Consider the following 16,986-nt stretch of genomic DNA (forward strand, 5'->3'; position numbering starts at 1 on the left):
AATCTTCTTCTCGCCACTGGTGTGTATCGACGCTCTCCTGGCCACTGATAGGCGTTACCCCAGAGATCAACGGTAGTGTTCGATCGGGTACGAGTCAGAAAATTCGGGTCGTCAGAGGTCAGGGTTCCGTTCGGGATTCAGGCTTCTGAACGTGTGGAACTGCTGTCCGCCTCGCTCGCGAGGTCCTCACTGGCCGGAGTACCGCGCGTGATCAACGCGTCGCCGCTCTGAGAGTCAAAGACGTGGATCTCATCCTGAGGGAACGAAATCTGGATCTCGTCTCCAGGTTCGATCTCCGTATTGCGGTTGACGCTGATCGTCGCCTCGCTGCCGCCGATCTCCGTATAGAGGTAGGTCACGTCGCCTAGCGGCTCGACGACGTTGATCTCGACGGTGAATACGTCCTCACCGGAGGCCTTGTCTTGGGTCAGGATCTCCTCGGGGCGAATGCCCATTACGAACTCTGATCCGGCATGGGTAAGTTCGGCATTGATATTGTCCGAGACCGATACCTGGAAATCGTCTCCAACCAGCACACCGTCGTTGAGTTTGACGTTGAAGAAATTCATCGAGGGCGAACCGATGAAGCCCGCGACGAACTGGTTCTCCGGCTCCTGATAGCACTCTGAGGGGGTGCCGACCTGCTGGAGCTTGCCGTCGTTGAGGATCGCGATCCGGTCGCCCATCGTCATCGCCTCTGTCTGATCGTGGGTGACGTAAATCGTCGTTACATCCAATCTCTGTTGGAGGTCCTGGAGTTCGGTTCGCATCTGTGTCCTGAGCTTGGCGTCCAGATTCGAGAGGGGTTCGTCCATCAGGAACACTTCGGGATCGCGGACGATCGCTCGTCCGAGCGCGACACGTTGTTGCTGACCGCCAGAGAGTTCGCCAGGCTTCTTCTCGAGCAGATCCTCGATATCCATCACCTCGGAAGCGTCGACGACCCGTTCGTCGATCTCGTCATTCGACAGGTCCGTCGTCATTCGCAGCCCAAACGCCATGTTTTCCCGGGCGGTCATATGCGGGTACAACGCGTAGTTCTGGAAGACCATCGCCATGTTGCGGTCTTTCGGTTTGCGTTGTGTCACGGCTTCGCCGTCGAGAACGATCTCACCGCTCGTGGGTTGCTCTAGTCCGGCGATACAGCGCAGCGTTGTCGATTTCCCACATCCTGACGGACCGACGAGGATCAAGAACTCCCCGTCGGCGATATCGATGTCGAGGTCTTCGACAGCGACGATGCGTTTGCCGCCAGCTTCCCCGAACTCTTTCTTAAGCGTCTCTAAGTTAAGCTCTCCCATGGATACTCACCAATCTAATTGACAAGCATTAAGTTTTTCGCTCGTGTGTGTTGTTGACTTTAGATAGCGGCTCGAACAGCGGGTTTGGCGGCTTTTCGACCGGGGTCCGTGTTCGAGAACAGCGAGCGCGACGCGTACTGAACGGAACATGGGTCGGTTCCAGCGGCGCTTGAATCGACGTCGTCAACTCCGACAAAAACATTTATCATACAAGACCCCGTCAGAATTCTCGTATGGCAGTCCGTCACGTGGAATCGTTAGCTGGCCTGGACGACGAGTTTCGGGCACCTGACACAGTACCAGCATTCACTTTCCAACTTCGCAGGGACGAACCACCTGTACAGCAACAGGGGTGGTTCACCGATGGCCTCTGAGTCACAAGAGGGCTCGATCAATATTAACAAATCCGAGAACCAATCGCGATTTAGCGTCGACAACCTCACGCTGTCCCAACAGGAGTTCATCGAAGGGTGGGCGTTCGTGCTAGGCAAAATCGCGCTCATCCTGTTCGTCATCGGGTTCCCGATGGTGTTCGCGGTGTACCTGAGCTTCACTGATTCTAACCTCGTGAACCTTCCGGGTGAGTTCATCGGACTGGAAAACTATGCATGGGTTCTCGGACAAGACGTCTGGTGGACCTCGCTGAAGAACGTATTCCTCCTCGCGGGAATCGTTATCCCGACGAACATCATATTCTCCTTCTCAACAGCACTCTTGCTGAGAGAGAAGCTCCGAGGGAGCACACTCTACCGGGTGGCATTCCTCATTCCGGTGTCCGGGCCGCCGATTATCTGGGCGATCGTCTGGAAACTAGTCTTGTTCCCCAATGAGGGCGGGATCGTCAACGCGGTCCTGCTCGAATTCGGGATGGTCAATTCGTACATCCCCTTCCTTTCAGATCCAGCCTATGCGCTCCCCTCGATAATCGTATCCCAAATGTGGGGCTTCGGACTATCCATGTTGATATACATGGCAGCATTAGCCGGACTCCCGGCGTCGGTGATGGAATCGGCCGCGATGGATGGGGCCAACAAGTATCAGAAAGTCAGACATATAATTTGGCCGCTGATGAAGCCGACGACGTTCTTCCTTGTCGTCATCCAGCTCGTCCTCGTGCTGCGGATGGGCTTCGGTGCAGTCTTCGTAATGACTCAAGGTGGCCCCCTCAACGCGACGATGGTCCCGTCATACTTCATCTACAATCTGGCATTCCAGTACAACAGCTTTGGTCAGTCTGCGGCCGCGGCGATCCTGATGTTCATCGTCACTGCGCTCATCGCACTACTGACCTACAAGCCTCTACAGGGCAACGCGGAGTACTACCAATGAAACGGCACCAAGCAGACGACCGTCACGATGAGGTGATCGTCCAATGAGTTCCGAACACGAGACCATCCTAGAGAACCCCAACACCTCGAAAGGGAAGATGGAGCGCTTTGGAGCGCACGCGTATCTGCTCGTTATCGCCCTATTCACTGCGGGACCGTATCTGCTGATGATCTCGGTCTCACTGATGGGAGAAGGCTGGAATCCGGTTGTTCCGCCAAAACTTCTCCCCGAGACTTGGAGCTTCGTGAACTACGTCGACGTCTGGCTCGGGCAGACGGCCCTGCTAGACCGCGCGTTCTTCGGGTTCTTCGTGAACTCGCTGGTGTACGCAGGTGGCGCGACGCTGGTCGTGCTTATCTTCGACTCGCTGGCGGGGTACGCGTTCGCCCGCTTAGAGTTCACCGGACGCGACGTGACTTTCGCCGCCGTATTGGCGACGATCATGATTTCGCCGATGATTCTCTTCATTCCGGTGTACCTGATGTTCAACCAGCTCGGTCTGGTCAACACCCGGGTAGGGATTATCCTCACGCACACGATCGGCGGCTTCGGTGTGTTCCTGATGCGACAGTTCATCAAAACACTACCCTCTTCGTTGGAGGACGCGGCGCTAATGGATGGGTGCTCGCGCTTCGGCGTCTTCTGGCGCATCGTGGTCCCAATGATGAAACCAGCGCTGGTAACGCTGGGGATCATCACGTTCATCAATGTCTGGAATTCTTTCCTCTGGCCGTTGGTGCTCGCGCGTGACGCGGAACTATACAACCTTCCGGTCGCTCTGGGCTACTTCCAGGGTCAGGTCAGCACGCTTTGGGCACCTCTGATGGCCGCCGCGGCACTGACGTTGGTCCCGATGGTCGTGCTGTTCGTCTCGATGCAGAAGTACTACGTGCGCGGATTCGTCCTCGGCGGCCTGAAAGGGTAAACTTTCCAGCCCACTTCTTTTAGGCAATTTCCTACTCGGTTCGCGAGAATGAGCCGCTAATGTGAACTCCGACAATCAGTCGCCAGCGATGGGTTACTGACTTCAACGCTCAAGAGCCGCGAAGCAATCGATGGAGGATCCAGTTCGAATCACGATGGGAACGTGGGCGGGAGCAACCGCCACAAATTAGGGTGTCTTTTTGTCAACCCTGTCCCTTTCATCTTCATATGGACGATATCACAGTCCACAATGGCATCACATACGTAGTGCGTGAGGACGGCGAGATGAACCTCGATCTCTACGTTCCAGAGAGTGAAAACCCTCCACTCGTCGTCTACATTCATGGTGGCGGATGGATCTCGGAGACGCGCACGAACGTTCCGAGTCCGGAGCGGTACGCCGACGAATGGGACTGCGCCATCGCCAGCGTCAGTTATCGCCTACAGGAAGCCCCCAAAGATGCAGCAGTCGAGGAGATGTACGACCAGACGAACCCTACACCCAGGGGTAGTTTCCCCGATCATTTCGTGGACGTGAAGGCCGGGATTCGCTGGCTTCGAGGCCACGCCGACGAATACGGGTACGACGCCGAGCGCGTTGCCACGTGGGGGTCGTCTGCGGGCGGGCATCTCGCTCTGCTCGCGGGCGTCATTGACGACGTGACCGACCTAGGGGACGCCTTTGCCGACGAAGTAGAGAAGACCGTTGTGCCCGAAGAGTCAGGCGCTGTACAGGCAATTATCAGCTGGTATGGCGTTTCCGACTTTACCCTTACCGAAAATGCCGACGAAGGTATCATCCCGTTACTATTGGGTGGACCACAATCCGACTGCCCCGACAGATACGTACAAGCGAGCCCCGTTTCTCATGTCACACCCGAGAGTCCTCCGACGCTGTTAATGCACGGCCGCGAAGATGAGGTGGTAAGCGTAGAGCAAAGTCGCCAATTCTCCAATGTGATGAACGACGTCGGCGTGAGCGTAGTCCGGTACGAGTTACATGACTTGAATCACGTTTGGGCAGAGGCCGTCGAGAGAATTGAGTCCGAACGCGTGGCAATGGATCTGCTCGCGGCGGAGCCGAACCATGCTCAATCGGTGTACGAAACGACTCACTTGGGGATAGGTCAATCGCCGGATCCTCTCATTGTGGACCTCCCGCCTGCCGGCCCTGAAGCCATCAATCAGTTCCTCGATCGGACCATCCGGTGAACCGACGTTCGTGGGCTAGTTCGGTCGAGTTGAGTCGGTACAACGTGTTTCTTCACTATGATGACAGTCAGAAGATTCACCACACCTATGACCGTCAATCGAGGCTAAAGATCCTCAACTTTCGCTAGTGGGATCGCCTCAGGGCCCGGATTGGTAAGAACCACGGCGCGATCAGAACCGGGTTCGGCGACCTGATGGGAGCGATCGGTATCCCGCTCGTTTTTGGGGTCATGATTGATACCTTCTTCGCCGAGTGTGGCGGGGCGTGCAGGATCGCGACGACGCTCGTTCGAGTGGTTCACATGGTGTACGTTCCGTGCGCGGTCGGGATATCGGGAGTGGTCGTCGCGATCCCGGTGTTCTCCGGTGTCGCGCTCATCGTGCTGGCTCCAATGATGTTCGTCCGTGAAAGCGTGGACCGTGGTGTCGAGTCGGTGACACAAATTTCATCCAGAGATATAAGTAGGGAGCGGGGGTAGTGAGAGTAACCCGATCGTTCGGCGACCAGTGGTCAACACTGAGGGACTTCCAAAAATGCAAGCAATCGTACAAACGGGCGCGAAGACGGTCGAACTGCAAGAACGCGAGAAACCCACACCAGAGTCGTCGGAGGTGTTGGTTCGGGTTCATACCGCGGGGATCTGTGGGAGCGATGCTCACGCTTACAAATACGACGGTGGGTACGAATGGATTCCTATTCCCAGAGTGATGGGCCACGAGTACTCTGGGACTGTGGCGGCAGTCGGCGGCGACGTCAAGGAGTTCGCGGAAGGCGACCGAATCATTGAGGAGCCTATCCACGACTGCGGGAATTGTTTCCAATGCAAGAACGGCCAGCCGAACGTCTGCCAGGACTTCTCGATCACCGGCATGCACAGGGACGGGGCCTACACCGACTACGTGGCTGTCGAACCCCAGCACCTCCACCGAGTTCCTGACGGCGTCCCGCTTTCCGAAGCCGCGCTAACTGAACCCACGAGCATCGCCGCACGCGCGGTGTTGACCCGCTCGACGCTCCAGCCTGGTGAGTCGGTGCTCGTCCAGGGGCCTGGCCCGATCGGGGTGTTGACCGCGGCGGTCGCCGACTCACTCGGCGCGAACGTCGTGGTCTCGGGACTCGGCAAGGACACGGAATACCGGCTTCCGCTCGTTCGTGACCTCGGCATCGATACCATCGATGTCGAGGAGACCGACCTCGGCGAGGTCGTGGACGAACGGACCGTGGGCGGCGGCTTCGATGTGATCTTCGATGCGACGGGACACCACTCGGGAATCGAGACCGGCGTCGAGCACGTCCGCAAGGGCGGGCAGGTCGTGATGGTCGGCATCCCGAACGGCGCGAGCAACGTCTCCTTCACCGATTCTGTGCGGGGAGAAGTCGACGTCAATACCTCCTACGGCTCGACCTGGACCAACTTTGAGCAGGCGCTCCGGCTGATCGAGAACGACGCGGTCGACGCATCAACTATCATGGACAACTCATTCTCCTCTTCTGACCCCTCGGCGGCCTTCGAGGCGTTTCTCGCCTCAGAGACCTGCAAACCCGTCTTCTCGTTCGCCGACTAAACGAATCCGTACGAATAATTCTTCTAAGCTGCTTTTTGAACGAGCGAGGGCTCTTTACTATCGAGTACGCGTCGGGTCGATGAGCTGTACCGGGTGGGTCGTGGGCCGTGAGAGCAGCGAATCGAGCTGTTCGAGACACGACGTCCCGCTCGCAACCACAGTTCTGTCGGCGGTTTCACTGGTAGTAAACTGCTCGTGGAGGCGCTCGCCGACATCCATCGCGACGTCATAGTATTCGGTCTTATAGCCGAAACTCCCTGCCATGCCGCAGCACTCGACGTCTGAGGTCAGCACGTTGTAGCCAAGCGCGTCGAGCACCGCTGTGGTGTGGGATTCAAGATCCATCGTGCGCTGCTGACAGTGGCTGTGGTAGGCGATCTCGCTTCCCTCACCCGTCGAGAGAGAGTCGGGTTCCGCGCCGTTCTCAAGCAAACCGTAGACGTACTCCAGCACCTCGTAGCTGTTCCCAGAAACCGCTTCGTATTGCTCGTCCGAGAGGAATCGCTCGTACTCGCCGCGGAACATCGCGAGGTCCGAGGGTTCGATTACTACTACGTCGCGCCCGGCGTTGAGGTGGGGCGTGAGCGCATTTTCGACCCGCTCGGCATGATCCGACGCGGTTGCGATCATCCCCTGAGAGAGCGGTGCGCGCCCGCTTGACGAGATTTTCGGGATGTGGACCTCGACACCAAGGGCTTCGAGAGTCCGAACGGCGGCTTTCCCGCGCTCAACCTGAACGTGGTTCGTATAGGTATCAGGGTAGAGCACGGCTGTCCGAATTGGACCCGAATTCCGTGGCGCGTCGCGCGCTTCGAACCACTTTCTGAGGGTTTCGCGCTTGAACTCGGGGAGGTTGCGCTCGCTGGCGATGCCGAGAGTACGCTCCATGAGAGGGCGGACGCCGGGAAGATCCGTCACCAGGTTCGAGAGCGGCGCGGTCGCGCTGCCGAATTTCGCGAGAGTAGCGTAGTTGCCGAACAGTCGTTTCTGAATATCGACGCCACCCGGCTCTTCGTCAGGCGTCAGTCCTTCGACAAGCCAGTCGAACTCTCCATCCTCGCCACGATTTATCCGGTCCCGGACAACAGTGTTGATCCAAGGGATATCGATTTTCACCGGACATGCCTCGACACAGCGCGAGCACCCAGTACAGAGATCGTTGAACTCGCCGGCGGTCTCTTCCCCATAGATTCCAGCTTCCCAGCCGGTGGCTATGCCTCCCGAGTAGGTCTCGCCGCCGAAAGCATGGCCGCCGACCGACTGAAAGTTTGCGCAGGTGTTCGAACACGCTGAGCACCGGATGCAATAGAGCGTCTCCTTCAGTTGATCGTCCTCGCGCATTGCCATTCGCCCGTTGTCGATGAGGACGAGATGGAAATCGCGGTCGTCGGCGCTCCGGCCGCCGAGGTTCGGGGAGTCAAGGGAATCGAAGTCGATCGGCGGTGGACTGGCAGGCGGGGTCAGCAGCGAGATGTAGGAGGTGATGTCCTGGCCCGTGCCTGACCGGCCGATAAGTTCGACGAACGGCTGGAGATCCTCGACACGTGGGACAACCTTCTCGACGCCCGCGACCGCAATGTGGGTGTCCGGCACAGTTGCGGTCTTCCGGGCGTTGCCTTCGCTGGTGACGAGCGCCATCGTGCCCGAATCGGCAGTGATGAAGTTCGCGCCGGTCATTCCGATATCGGCCCCCTGAATGAGGTCGCCCAACTGCTCGCGCGCGAACGCGGTGAGTTCTTCGGCGGTTTCGAGGGGTTCGTCGGGCTCGAACTGCGCGTTGAACAGATCCGCGATCCCCTGCCTCGATTTGTGGATCGCGGGCGCGACGATGTGTGAGGGGGCCTCGTCGGCGACCTGGAGCACCCACTCGCCGAGGTCGGTTTCGACCACTTCGACTCCTCTTTCTTCGAGGTGGTCGTTGACCTCGATCTCCTCGGTTGTCATCGACTTGCTCTTCACTAGCCTATCGGCGTCCTTCGATTCGACGACTTCCTCCACGTAGCGATTGGCGTCGGCGGCGTCCTCGGCGATGTAGACCGTCCCGCCGTTGTTCTCGACGGTCTCATGGAGTTGGTCGATGAGGTCGGGGAGGTTCGCGATCGCATCCTCTTTGATCGCTCGTGCTCGATTCTTCAGTCCGTCGTAGTCCTCAAGCGTCGAGACCGAGTCGTATCGCCCGGTGTTGAATCCCCGCGTGTTCTCGCCAACGGGCTGGCCCTCGGTTCGCATCACCTCGCGGAGCTTCGCGGCCTTTCGTTCACGAGAGCTCCCGGACGGGGATTCCGAACTCATCGGTCGCTCACCACCAACACGTGGACCTCCTTCGGTCCGTGGACGCCCTTCACCAGCGACCCCATGTCGGCGGTGGCGCTCGGTCCCGTCGCGAGGATCGCGCCACGACGCTCGTCACGAAGCAGCGGCCCCAATCGATCGAATGCCGCCGCCATCGAATCGAGGATATCGCTCTCGCGGACGACCGCGACGTGGCGGTCGGGAAAGAGGCTCACTGGATCGTCGCCATCGGGTGTGTCGGCCACTACAACGGTGCCGTAAGGTGCGACCGCAAACTCGGCGGCCGTAACGCCGGTGGTCGCAGCATCGAGTTCCGCCGGTGTGGGATGGATCGTAATCGGAAGGTCGCCGAACGAGACGCCCTCGATCGGTACTGGTGTGCCGACGACGGGTTCGCGAATCGCCTCCTGAAGGTCGCTTTCGAACGTCTCAGTCGTTGTTCGAGTTCGAGTTACGCCGAGGTCCGCGAGCGAGGATTCGAACTCGGCAACGGAACGAGTGGACATGCTCCAACGATCGGGTTCATCGCTAAAAATTCTTCGCATCACCGGGGTGATGACGCCTCGAAGCGGGATCGAAATCGAGAAGCTATCAGTCGAACTGCGGCATGACCTCGTCGGCGAACAGTTCCATCCCGCTCGTATCCGGGAAGTCGATGAACCACCCCTGAAACTTCGTCACCCCGGCATCGATCCGATTTTCGATGGCTTCGGCACACTCCTCGGGGGTTCCCATCACGAAGAACTCACGGGCGTTAGCTTCGGTTTCGATCGGGGCTTGGTCCTGATACTCCTCTTCGAACTGAATCGGAAGCATCCGGTCGAGGAGCCGGTCCAGCTTTTCTTCGTCGCGCGTGCAGATCACGTGGCCATCCCACGAATACGTTAGATCGTCAGGGTCGCGGTCGACGGTCTCACAGTGGTCCTCGATCACGCCGATCTTGTGTTCGAGGGTCTCGACATCGCCGTTGAAGACATCAGTATTCCAGACGTCGGCGTGTTTCGCGACGAGTTTCAAGGTCACCTGCTCGCCCTGGCCACCAACGAGGATCGGCGGGTGTGGGTCCTGGACCGGGCCGGGCGTACAGTAGGCATCCTCGATCTCGTACCGGTCGCCCGAAAACGAGACACCCGAGCCATCGTCGTTCCAGAGACGTTTGATCAGCCGGAGCGACTCGTCGAGGCGCATCAGCCGCTCGAAGCCGTCCCGGTACTCCCAACCATAGGCCTCGTACTCGGGTTCGTGCCAGCCAGCGCCGAGGCCGAGCTCGAGCCGACCCTCCGAGACTACGTCGAGCGTGGCGGCCATCTTCGCCAGCAGCGCGGGATTTCGGTAGTCGTTACAGAGCACCAGCGATCCCAATCGGATGTCGTCGGTCATCCCCGCGAGCGCGGAGAGGAGCGTCCAGCACTCGTACTCGGCGTGATCGCGACCCAGCATCAGATGGTCGGGAGCCCAGGCGGCGTCGAACCCCAACTCCTCGGCCAGCAGGACCGCCTCCTTCGTGTCGGCCCACTCGAGCGATTCGTACGTCGGCGTATCGCGGTGAACAGGATTGGTCCCCTCGTGTGGCGCGCCCGCGAAGACGGGGATGTTGTATTCGAACTGAATGTCGGCCATTGTCAATCGATGCTGAAGTGGTCGAGCGCCTTGCGGTTGAGCGTTGCGCTGATCCCCGGTCCCTCGGGCAGCGGGATCGTTCCGCCGTTCGCGTCGGGCGGGTTGTCGTAGATCGCGTCGGCGTAGGTGGATTCGCGGTCGTCGGCCTCCTCCTGGCGCGCCTTGTACCACTCGGGGATCGGGAAGTACTCCGCCATCGGGGCGTTGGTCGAGGCGGCGATGAAGTGAAGGTGGGGGTTCGTCCCCGAGTGCGGAATCACGGGGACGTCGTAGGTGCTCGCCATCGCGTCGACCTTCAGCATGTCCGTCAGCCCGCCGCAGCGATGCACGTCGGGCTGGAGGATGTCGACCGCGCCGCGTTCGAGCATCTCCTTGTAACCCCAGCGGGTGAACTCGTGCTCGCCGCCCGAGATCGGTACGCTCGACGACTCGCGGACTGCGGCGTAGCCATCCAGATCGTCGGGGATAACGGGTTCCTCAACCCACTCCATGTCGTAGCGTTCGAGCCGGCCGAGCATCTTCTTGGCGTACCGGACGCTCCAGCCCATGTAGGCGTCGCCGGCGATCGCGAGGTCGTCGCCCACCGCGTCTCGTACCGTTTCGACGATGGCCTCGTTCTCGGCCATGCCCTTTCGACCGGCCTCGGGGCCGTACCGGAATCGGAGTTTCATCGCGTCGAAGCCCGCCTCGGCGTACTCGACGGCTTCCTCGGCGAGCGTCTCGTGGTCCACAGGGTGAAGGTTGCTCGCGTACGCGGGGATCTCCTCGTCAACTGGACCGCCGAGGAGTTCGTAGACGGGCTTGTCGACCTCCTTGCCCGCGATATCCCAGAGCGCGAGGTCCACGGCGCTGATGGCCTCGATGGCCGCGCCCTTTCGTCCGAAGGGGATCGTCGCGCGATACATCATGTCCCAGAGGCGCTCGCGTTCGTGGGGGTCCTCGCCGACGATGAGTTTCGAGAGGGTCTCGTCGACGATGGTCGATATCGCGCCGGTGGCCCAGTTGCCGTGGCCCACGCCAGTAATTCCGGCGTCGGTCTCGACCTCGACTACCACGTCCCCGACAGGCCCCATCCAGTCCCGCCGGGCCTGGGGGTTGTCGCCGTCGGCGTTGTTGTACTCCTCAAACTTGCTCATCACGGTGACGAGCGGGAACTCCACGAACTCGCCCCACGAGTCCGAGCTGACGTTCGTCGCTGAAATGTTGGTTATCTGCATGACTGTCGAAGGCGCGTGTATCGTGCGCATTCCCGCCTACAGCGAAGCGACGGTTAAGTGTTTGCTTACACCGGTTTGAGCCCATTGTGCTGGGAAGTCATGAAAGAGCTGTCCGGTTATAGCGGACGGCTATTCGTGGACGATGTTTACCTCAATGACGTTCACTGTGCTCTGGACCTCACTCGGGACTTCGACCTCAAAGCGGTCACCGCGCATCCGACTTTTGGGACTCGAAACGCTAACCGCAGCTAGCACGGTACCGTCGGTACCGATCACAGGCGCAGCGACACACCGCATCCCCTTGACGCGCTCCTCATCATCAACGGCGTAGCCACGTTCACGGATTTCCTCGAATTCCGCCCGAAGAGTCTCCTCGTCATCAATAGTGTACTCGGTGACTGCCGGTAGTCCACGTCGGTCAAGAATCGAGCTCCGTCGGTCCTCGTCCATGAACGCGAGCATCGACTTTCCCAGTGCAGTAGTGTGGAGGTGAACTCGCATTCCAGCGTACGTATCAAGATTCACAGTACGCTGGCCTTCGGATTTCGAAAGGAAGATTCCATATCCATCTTCCTCAACCATGAGATTCGCGTGGTCACCGGTTTCAATAGCGAGTTCTTGGATCTCTGGCTTGGCAACTCGGTGAATCGCCATTCGCTTACGCGTCTCACCACCGATCTCGAGGAATCGAAGGCTCGGCCTGTATGCCCCATCAATTTGCACCACATAGCCCATCTCCGTGAGCGTCCGGAGGTGGTCGTGAACCGTGCTTTTCGGAACGGACAAGTGCGCAGCGAGTTCTCGAACTCCTGCTCCGTCAGCTTGACGAAGCGCTTCAATGACCTCGAAAGAGGTTTGTGTTGCTTGCACCGGCAGCGTGGTATTGTTGCCCATGACTCTCATTTACACTGTAGCCATAAGTATTGTCCGGTTCTGCCGTACATGGCAGATTCGAGGTAGCTAATGCTGTCGATCCATAAATATCAGCATTGGAGAAGAAATAGAGATCGCTTGTCAGATATGTTTGATTCGCTCTGAAACTCGTAACACGCATACCGTCGTTACGTACTGTGCCAGTGACGATTGTTCGTTTCTGGAGGAAGAATTCGTTCTTAGAAGACCGTCCGGCCCTATCGGACGCCCATCTATGGCTATAGATGTTGAATGTACGTGGACAAGAGACACAAGAGCTCACAGCTGAGAATTTTCCCTATTTTGGATTGCTAGCCACGGATTGCAGTTCTGTGAAGTCCGGTAGGTCCGGACATCTAAATCGTGGTATAGGCGGTAGTGGTAGCCACTAGTACAGCTTGAGCCAAAGTCGACTTGCAGGTAGTTTGAGAGGATGAACCGAAACTCCAGCGCCTAAAAGCATATCTCGATCACACCGAGATGGGTGAAGATAGTCTGACTGTTCAGGTATCCAATATTAAAGCGGAAAGATTGCTGGACCGCTAACCAGCGATTCCGAAAGAAACGCCATAGGGTGGGTGTATCCTATTCCAGAGACAGCCATTCACCGAGTGAACTCCTCCATGTCGGGTTGCACGGATTTACTGCTTCCAAATTGTGTTGTATATACATCGTGATAGTCAAACGACTGCGCCAGTGGGTGCACGTGGATTTAGAGCGTCCTACAGGTATCTTCTCCATATCGTAAGAAGGGGCATTGTCTACGCTTTGTGATATATTGAGTATCAGATTCATGCCGAGGTCTTCCAGAGAGGGTCGTCTCACTTTTCAGCCAACCATGCCGAAAGTCAGTAGGAAAAATATCCTTCTATCGCGTTCTTTCTTACACGCTATTTTTCACCCCATGATTCCAGATGACTGGCAATGTCGTTCATTATCACGAGCACTAGGGAAAATTATAAATATAATCCCTTCTGTAGTGGATTCAGATGCTCATACAGAGCGTGCCATCGTTAGTAGCTACAGAGTGGATAGCAATTGGAGTGTTTCTGCTCTCCTTGATTGCTTTTGGACTCTATATGAGAGGTAGCGCAGTTGATTCATCAAGTACGTTTCTTGCGGACCGATCTCTCCCTCCTTGGGTTCAGGCATTCTCGACAGTAGCGACGAACCTGAATGCAAATGATTTTATTGGATTGGCAGGCTTTGCCTACGCTTTCGGAATAATTGGTCTTATGACCCCAATTTCAACTGCAATCGCCATAGTTATTGTTACCATTGCAATAATACCATTTATACGTGAAATACAGGCTTTTTCACTAGGTGAATGGCTAAACAAACGATTTGCAAGCCCCGTAGGGGATGCTTACGATTTTATTTGGACGTTTGTGTGGATGTTCATCAATATGGGTCTGTACATTTATGCGGGATCGCTCGTCTTGAACACTTTGTTGGGATGGGACTTATGGTTCTCTGTTGCGCTCGTAGTGGCTGTAGGAAGCATATACACTCTCCTCGGTGGATTTGGGGCAGTGGCAGGTTCGGACACCATTCAGTTCATTCTCATGTTTGTACCATTGGCTCTACTCCTACCCGCTTCACTGGATCTGGTTGGTGGTGTATCCGGGATTGTGGACAATGTTCAGTCGTACCAGTCTTCGATGACGCCTACCGACCACCCTTTATTAGCAGATTTCCCCTTGGGTGGGCCTATCGCGCTATCAATCCTTTATCTCGGATTCATCACTCAGTCGATCTCATATTGGGGTGCTGAATCACAGATCCTCCAGCGTCCACTAGCTGGTGAAAGCTCAGACTCTGCGCAGCTCGGGTACCTGTACACTGGAATCTGGTATGCAATACTTGTACCCCTCTTTATTCTGCTTCCTGGAGTCATTGCAGCAGCGCTCTTCCCAGATCTGGGAGTGTCCGATAGAGCAATGCCGATGCTCATACGAGAGACAATGCCACCGGGGCTTTACGGTGTGATTATCGTCGGGCTGATTGCAGGGGTACTCTCCAGTTTTGATTCCCAACTAAATGCGTTTCAGACGCTGTTCACAGAGCGGGTATACCGGCGATTTGTAGCTTCAGGTCGACAGCCAGAGCATTATGTTTTGGTTGGAAAAATCGCCGGGATAATCTTTGTAGTGCTGTCCATCGGCATGGCATACTACTTCTCCCTACAAGACTCGATGTATTTGGTTGCTCAGTCACTCCTGGTGATTATCATGCCTACGTTTGCAGCTGTATCTGTTGTAGGTGGACTTTGGGATCGAGCTACAACGACCGGTGCCTTAGCAGGGATCGTTGTGGGAGTGATTCTTAGCATCATTTTGGGATTCACCCTGGGACATGACGCAACCTATATTCGCTCGTTCTACTCCTTCATCGCCATCTCATTGGTGATTATAGTGACAAGTACTATCTCTTCATCCAGAGAGAGTGAAACCCCCACTGGATTTATACATGATGTCCGTGATGAGACTACTACAACAATCTCATCAAGAGTAAAGCGTGCGGCAATAGCTACAACAGGACTAGCCGTCTTGACGTTCGTCAGCGCGCTAGTCGTGTTCTAAGAGACGAAGCAAAATCACAAAACCAACAATGTCAGAAGAAATATCGGCTACACGCAACGGGGATGAACAGAACCATTACGACCTACCAGTAGAGCTGTTTGCAGGAACGGTCGTTACTACAATGGGAATTCTAGTGGTTCTTACACCACTCATTGCAAATATGCCACGAGATTATGTGTGGAATCCAGTACTCATGGATTTGTTATCTGGCGCAATTTACATTGTAATCGGCATCTATCTACTTATCCGATCGAGGAGGTCATAAGCTGAATAGTAGCCTCTGAAACGGATATGGAGTATGATGGTAAAAGGCTGGACTGGGTTGCGGTTCTCTATGACCTTGTTCCGACCTGCTGGAGAAAATGAGAGAGTAGAGATTTCAAAGTAGAGTCTACCAATAGGGAAAGAAACACTGTCATAACACTTAAGCTGTATACTGGCCAAACTATAACATGGCCATACTCACAGTAATTGATATAAATTCCGAGACTAAACCCGTCTTGTCCGTTGGAAACGAATTGGCAAATACTTTTGGAGAAGAACAAGTAATACTACAGGTAATCTCTGACTCTGACGACGAGATGGAGATGAAAGAGACGATCGAAAAGAGAGTCCGAGATGATATCGGTGAAATTGATGACACAACAATAGAGATTGACAAAGAGCCCTCTTTCTGGGAAGTGAATGATCCAGCTGAACGGGTTGCGAGTCAGGTTACTGATAGAGCTGAAGAGATAGATGCCAATTATATCGTGGTTGGATCGCGAAAACGTTCACCAGCAGGGAAAGCAATTCTTGGAAGTGTCGCTCAGAAGGTATTACTCAATTCAGCAGCACCTGTCGTTATCGCTGATCAATCGGGCGAGTAGCTATATTCGAAGATCGAAAATTTGGTTGAGAACCCAGATAGACATGTAATAGCTCTGTTTTCCCATCAATCATCCTGCCGAATAGTTCGGATAGAAACAGGGTCTCTTCTATATAGCTAGTTATAAGTAATTATGTGTTGTGTCCGGGTATCTATACTGAGTACAGGACGTACTGTATTTTAGATTCTAGAGGTTATTTTTGTAAGATATCTTAGTAGCTGTTTGAACTGCCGCTAATATCCTCAAACGGGTTGTAGCAATGAAAAGATATAAGAAACAAATCTACTCAAATATAATAAATATAGTAGCATTCGTTGTTTAAGTCATTGAAATATCTAATTCCAGAATCTTCTATTTCATCAGATATTTCGAACTATTCTTGCTAAGTCTGCCAATTTCGGAGCTAAATTCGGTGACTCTCATTCTAATTTCTGTTTTCTTCCTGCTGTGAGTCTCGATTGAGAGTCATCCAAGAATATCTTGTTTCAATAGAGGTAGTGATACGATGCGCAGAAAATACGTAAATATTTTCTACTTCCGAGGTCAGGGTTGTACTATCTGTCGACGGGTGCTTCCATCGCCTCTGTTCTGATGATGAGCTTGTTATCGGAATTGACAACCTCATCAATTGTGCCAGTGATCACGAGACTCGATTTCGGTGTCGACCCACGATGATAGAATCGCCTTCATGGAAGTCCCGTACTGAGCCTTGCAATCGAAGCTCGGCCCGGTATTTCTCGGGATGGTGGACGCTCATGAGATTGATATTCTAGATGACTTGTTCGTCGATAGGGTCACCGTTGTAACTCAGCGGAATGGAGGCAGGTTCATCCATCTCTTCGATGTCGAGCGTGTTGTACGCGTTCGCCATCGGCTTGTAGCTACCCTTCGGCCCCGGAACACTCTCGACTAGCTGGAGAGCTTTCAAGCTCTGCATCTGATTCCGGATCGTACCTGCGTTACGGTCGATCTGTTCGGAGGAGAGGTCGGCCTGCCATTCGACAGCCCTCGACCGAGTTTGGGAGGCAAGGCTGTTGGAGTTCTTTCCCAGATAATTGTATCGGAATCCTGCGATGGTGTAATTTTTTTTTTTGAATGGACGAAGCTATTGCTGCAATTAGAATTGTACGTAACCGATCTGGCTGAGAATCAGACAAGTGAA

Annotated in this window: 13 protein-coding genes and 1 pseudogene; 7 read left to right on the top strand and 7 right to left on the bottom strand. The window is 55.5% G+C overall.

All coding sequences use genetic code 11. The features are described 5' to 3' along the window. Positions 1-137: 137 nt before the first annotated feature. The gene (locus D3261_RS00625) at positions 138-1,301 is read right to left on the bottom strand and encodes an ABC transporter ATP-binding protein (protein WP_120067740.1); all 1,164 of its coding nucleotides are present in this window, start codon (positions 1,299-1,301) and stop codon (positions 138-140) included. A 363-nt stretch (positions 1,302-1,664) separates the two neighbouring features. Between D3261_RS00625 and D3261_RS00630 the strand changes: the two genes are divergently transcribed. From D3261_RS00630 to D3261_RS00650, 5 genes are all read left to right on the top strand, one after another. Then, positions 1,665-2,630, top strand: a complete 966-nt coding sequence (locus D3261_RS00630) for a carbohydrate ABC transporter permease (protein WP_120067742.1) — start codon at positions 1,665-1,667, stop codon at positions 2,628-2,630. Between the two features lie 43 nt (positions 2,631-2,673). Further along, positions 2,674-3,555, top strand: a complete 882-nt coding sequence (locus D3261_RS00635) for a carbohydrate ABC transporter permease (RefSeq protein WP_120067744.1) — start codon at positions 2,674-2,676, stop codon at positions 3,553-3,555. Between the two features lie 227 nt (positions 3,556-3,782). Beyond that, entirely contained in the window at positions 3,783-4,766 is a 984-nt protein-coding gene (locus D3261_RS00640; protein WP_120067745.1) for an alpha/beta hydrolase, read from the top strand. A 170-nt stretch (positions 4,767-4,936) separates the two neighbouring features. Next, a complete protein-coding gene (locus D3261_RS00645; RefSeq protein ID WP_255409178.1) occupies positions 4,937-5,245 on the top strand; it encodes a GntP family permease in 309 nt (102 codons plus the stop codon). A 55-nt stretch (positions 5,246-5,300) separates the two neighbouring features. Next, positions 5,301-6,332, top strand: a complete 1,032-nt coding sequence (locus tag D3261_RS00650; protein ID WP_120067748.1) for a zinc-binding dehydrogenase — start codon at positions 5,301-5,303, stop codon at positions 6,330-6,332. A gap of 57 nt (positions 6,333-6,389) precedes the next feature. On the opposite strand, the gene D3261_RS00655 is transcribed toward D3261_RS00650, so the two are convergent. The 5 genes from D3261_RS00655 to D3261_RS00675 form a co-directional block, all read right to left on the bottom strand. Further along, complete coding sequence (locus tag D3261_RS00655; RefSeq protein WP_120068197.1) at positions 6,390-8,561, bottom strand: LUD domain-containing protein; 2,172 nt, start codon at positions 8,559-8,561, stop codon at positions 6,390-6,392. A 59-nt stretch (positions 8,562-8,620) separates the two neighbouring features. After that, positions 8,621-9,130, bottom strand: coding sequence for an LUD domain-containing protein (locus D3261_RS00660; protein ID WP_120067750.1), 510 nt, complete (start codon positions 9,128-9,130; stop codon positions 8,621-8,623). Positions 9,131-9,215: 85 nt separating this feature from the next. Next, complete coding sequence (locus D3261_RS00665) at positions 9,216-10,244, bottom strand: LLM class flavin-dependent oxidoreductase (RefSeq protein ID WP_120067752.1); 1,029 nt, start codon at positions 10,242-10,244, stop codon at positions 9,216-9,218. A 2-nt stretch (positions 10,245-10,246) separates the two neighbouring features. Beyond that, positions 10,247-11,461, bottom strand: a complete 1,215-nt coding sequence (locus tag D3261_RS00670; RefSeq protein ID WP_120067754.1) for an enolase C-terminal domain-like protein — start codon at positions 11,459-11,461, stop codon at positions 10,247-10,249. Positions 11,462-11,590: 129 nt separating this feature from the next. Then, on the bottom strand, positions 11,591-12,355 hold the full coding sequence (locus D3261_RS00675) for an IclR family transcriptional regulator (RefSeq protein ID WP_120067755.1): 765 nt from the start codon (positions 12,353-12,355) through the stop codon (positions 11,591-11,593). 1,007 nt (positions 12,356-13,362) lie between these two features. Between D3261_RS00675 and D3261_RS00680 the strand changes: the two genes are divergently transcribed. Both D3261_RS00680 and D3261_RS00685 read left to right on the top strand, forming a co-directional pair. Continuing rightward, entirely contained in the window at positions 13,363-14,955 is a 1,593-nt protein-coding gene (locus D3261_RS00680) for a sodium/solute symporter (protein WP_120067757.1), read from the top strand. A gap of 452 nt (positions 14,956-15,407) precedes the next feature. Further along, positions 15,408-15,824 (top strand): universal stress protein, encoded by a 417-nt coding sequence (locus tag D3261_RS00685; protein ID WP_120067759.1) that lies wholly within the window; start codon positions 15,408-15,410, stop codon positions 15,822-15,824. A 554-nt stretch (positions 15,825-16,378) separates the two neighbouring features. Here the strand turns inward: D3261_RS00685 and D3261_RS20965 are convergent. Beyond that, positions 16,379-16,803, bottom strand: a pseudogene (locus D3261_RS20965) (TrmB family transcriptional regulator); the annotation flags it as partial. Positions 16,804-16,986: the final 183 nt, after the last annotated feature.

Source organism: Halococcus sp. IIIV-5B, from assembly GCF_003602035.1.
Classification (GTDB): Archaea; Halobacteriota; Halobacteria; order Halobacteriales; family Halococcaceae; genus Halococcus; species Halococcus salsus.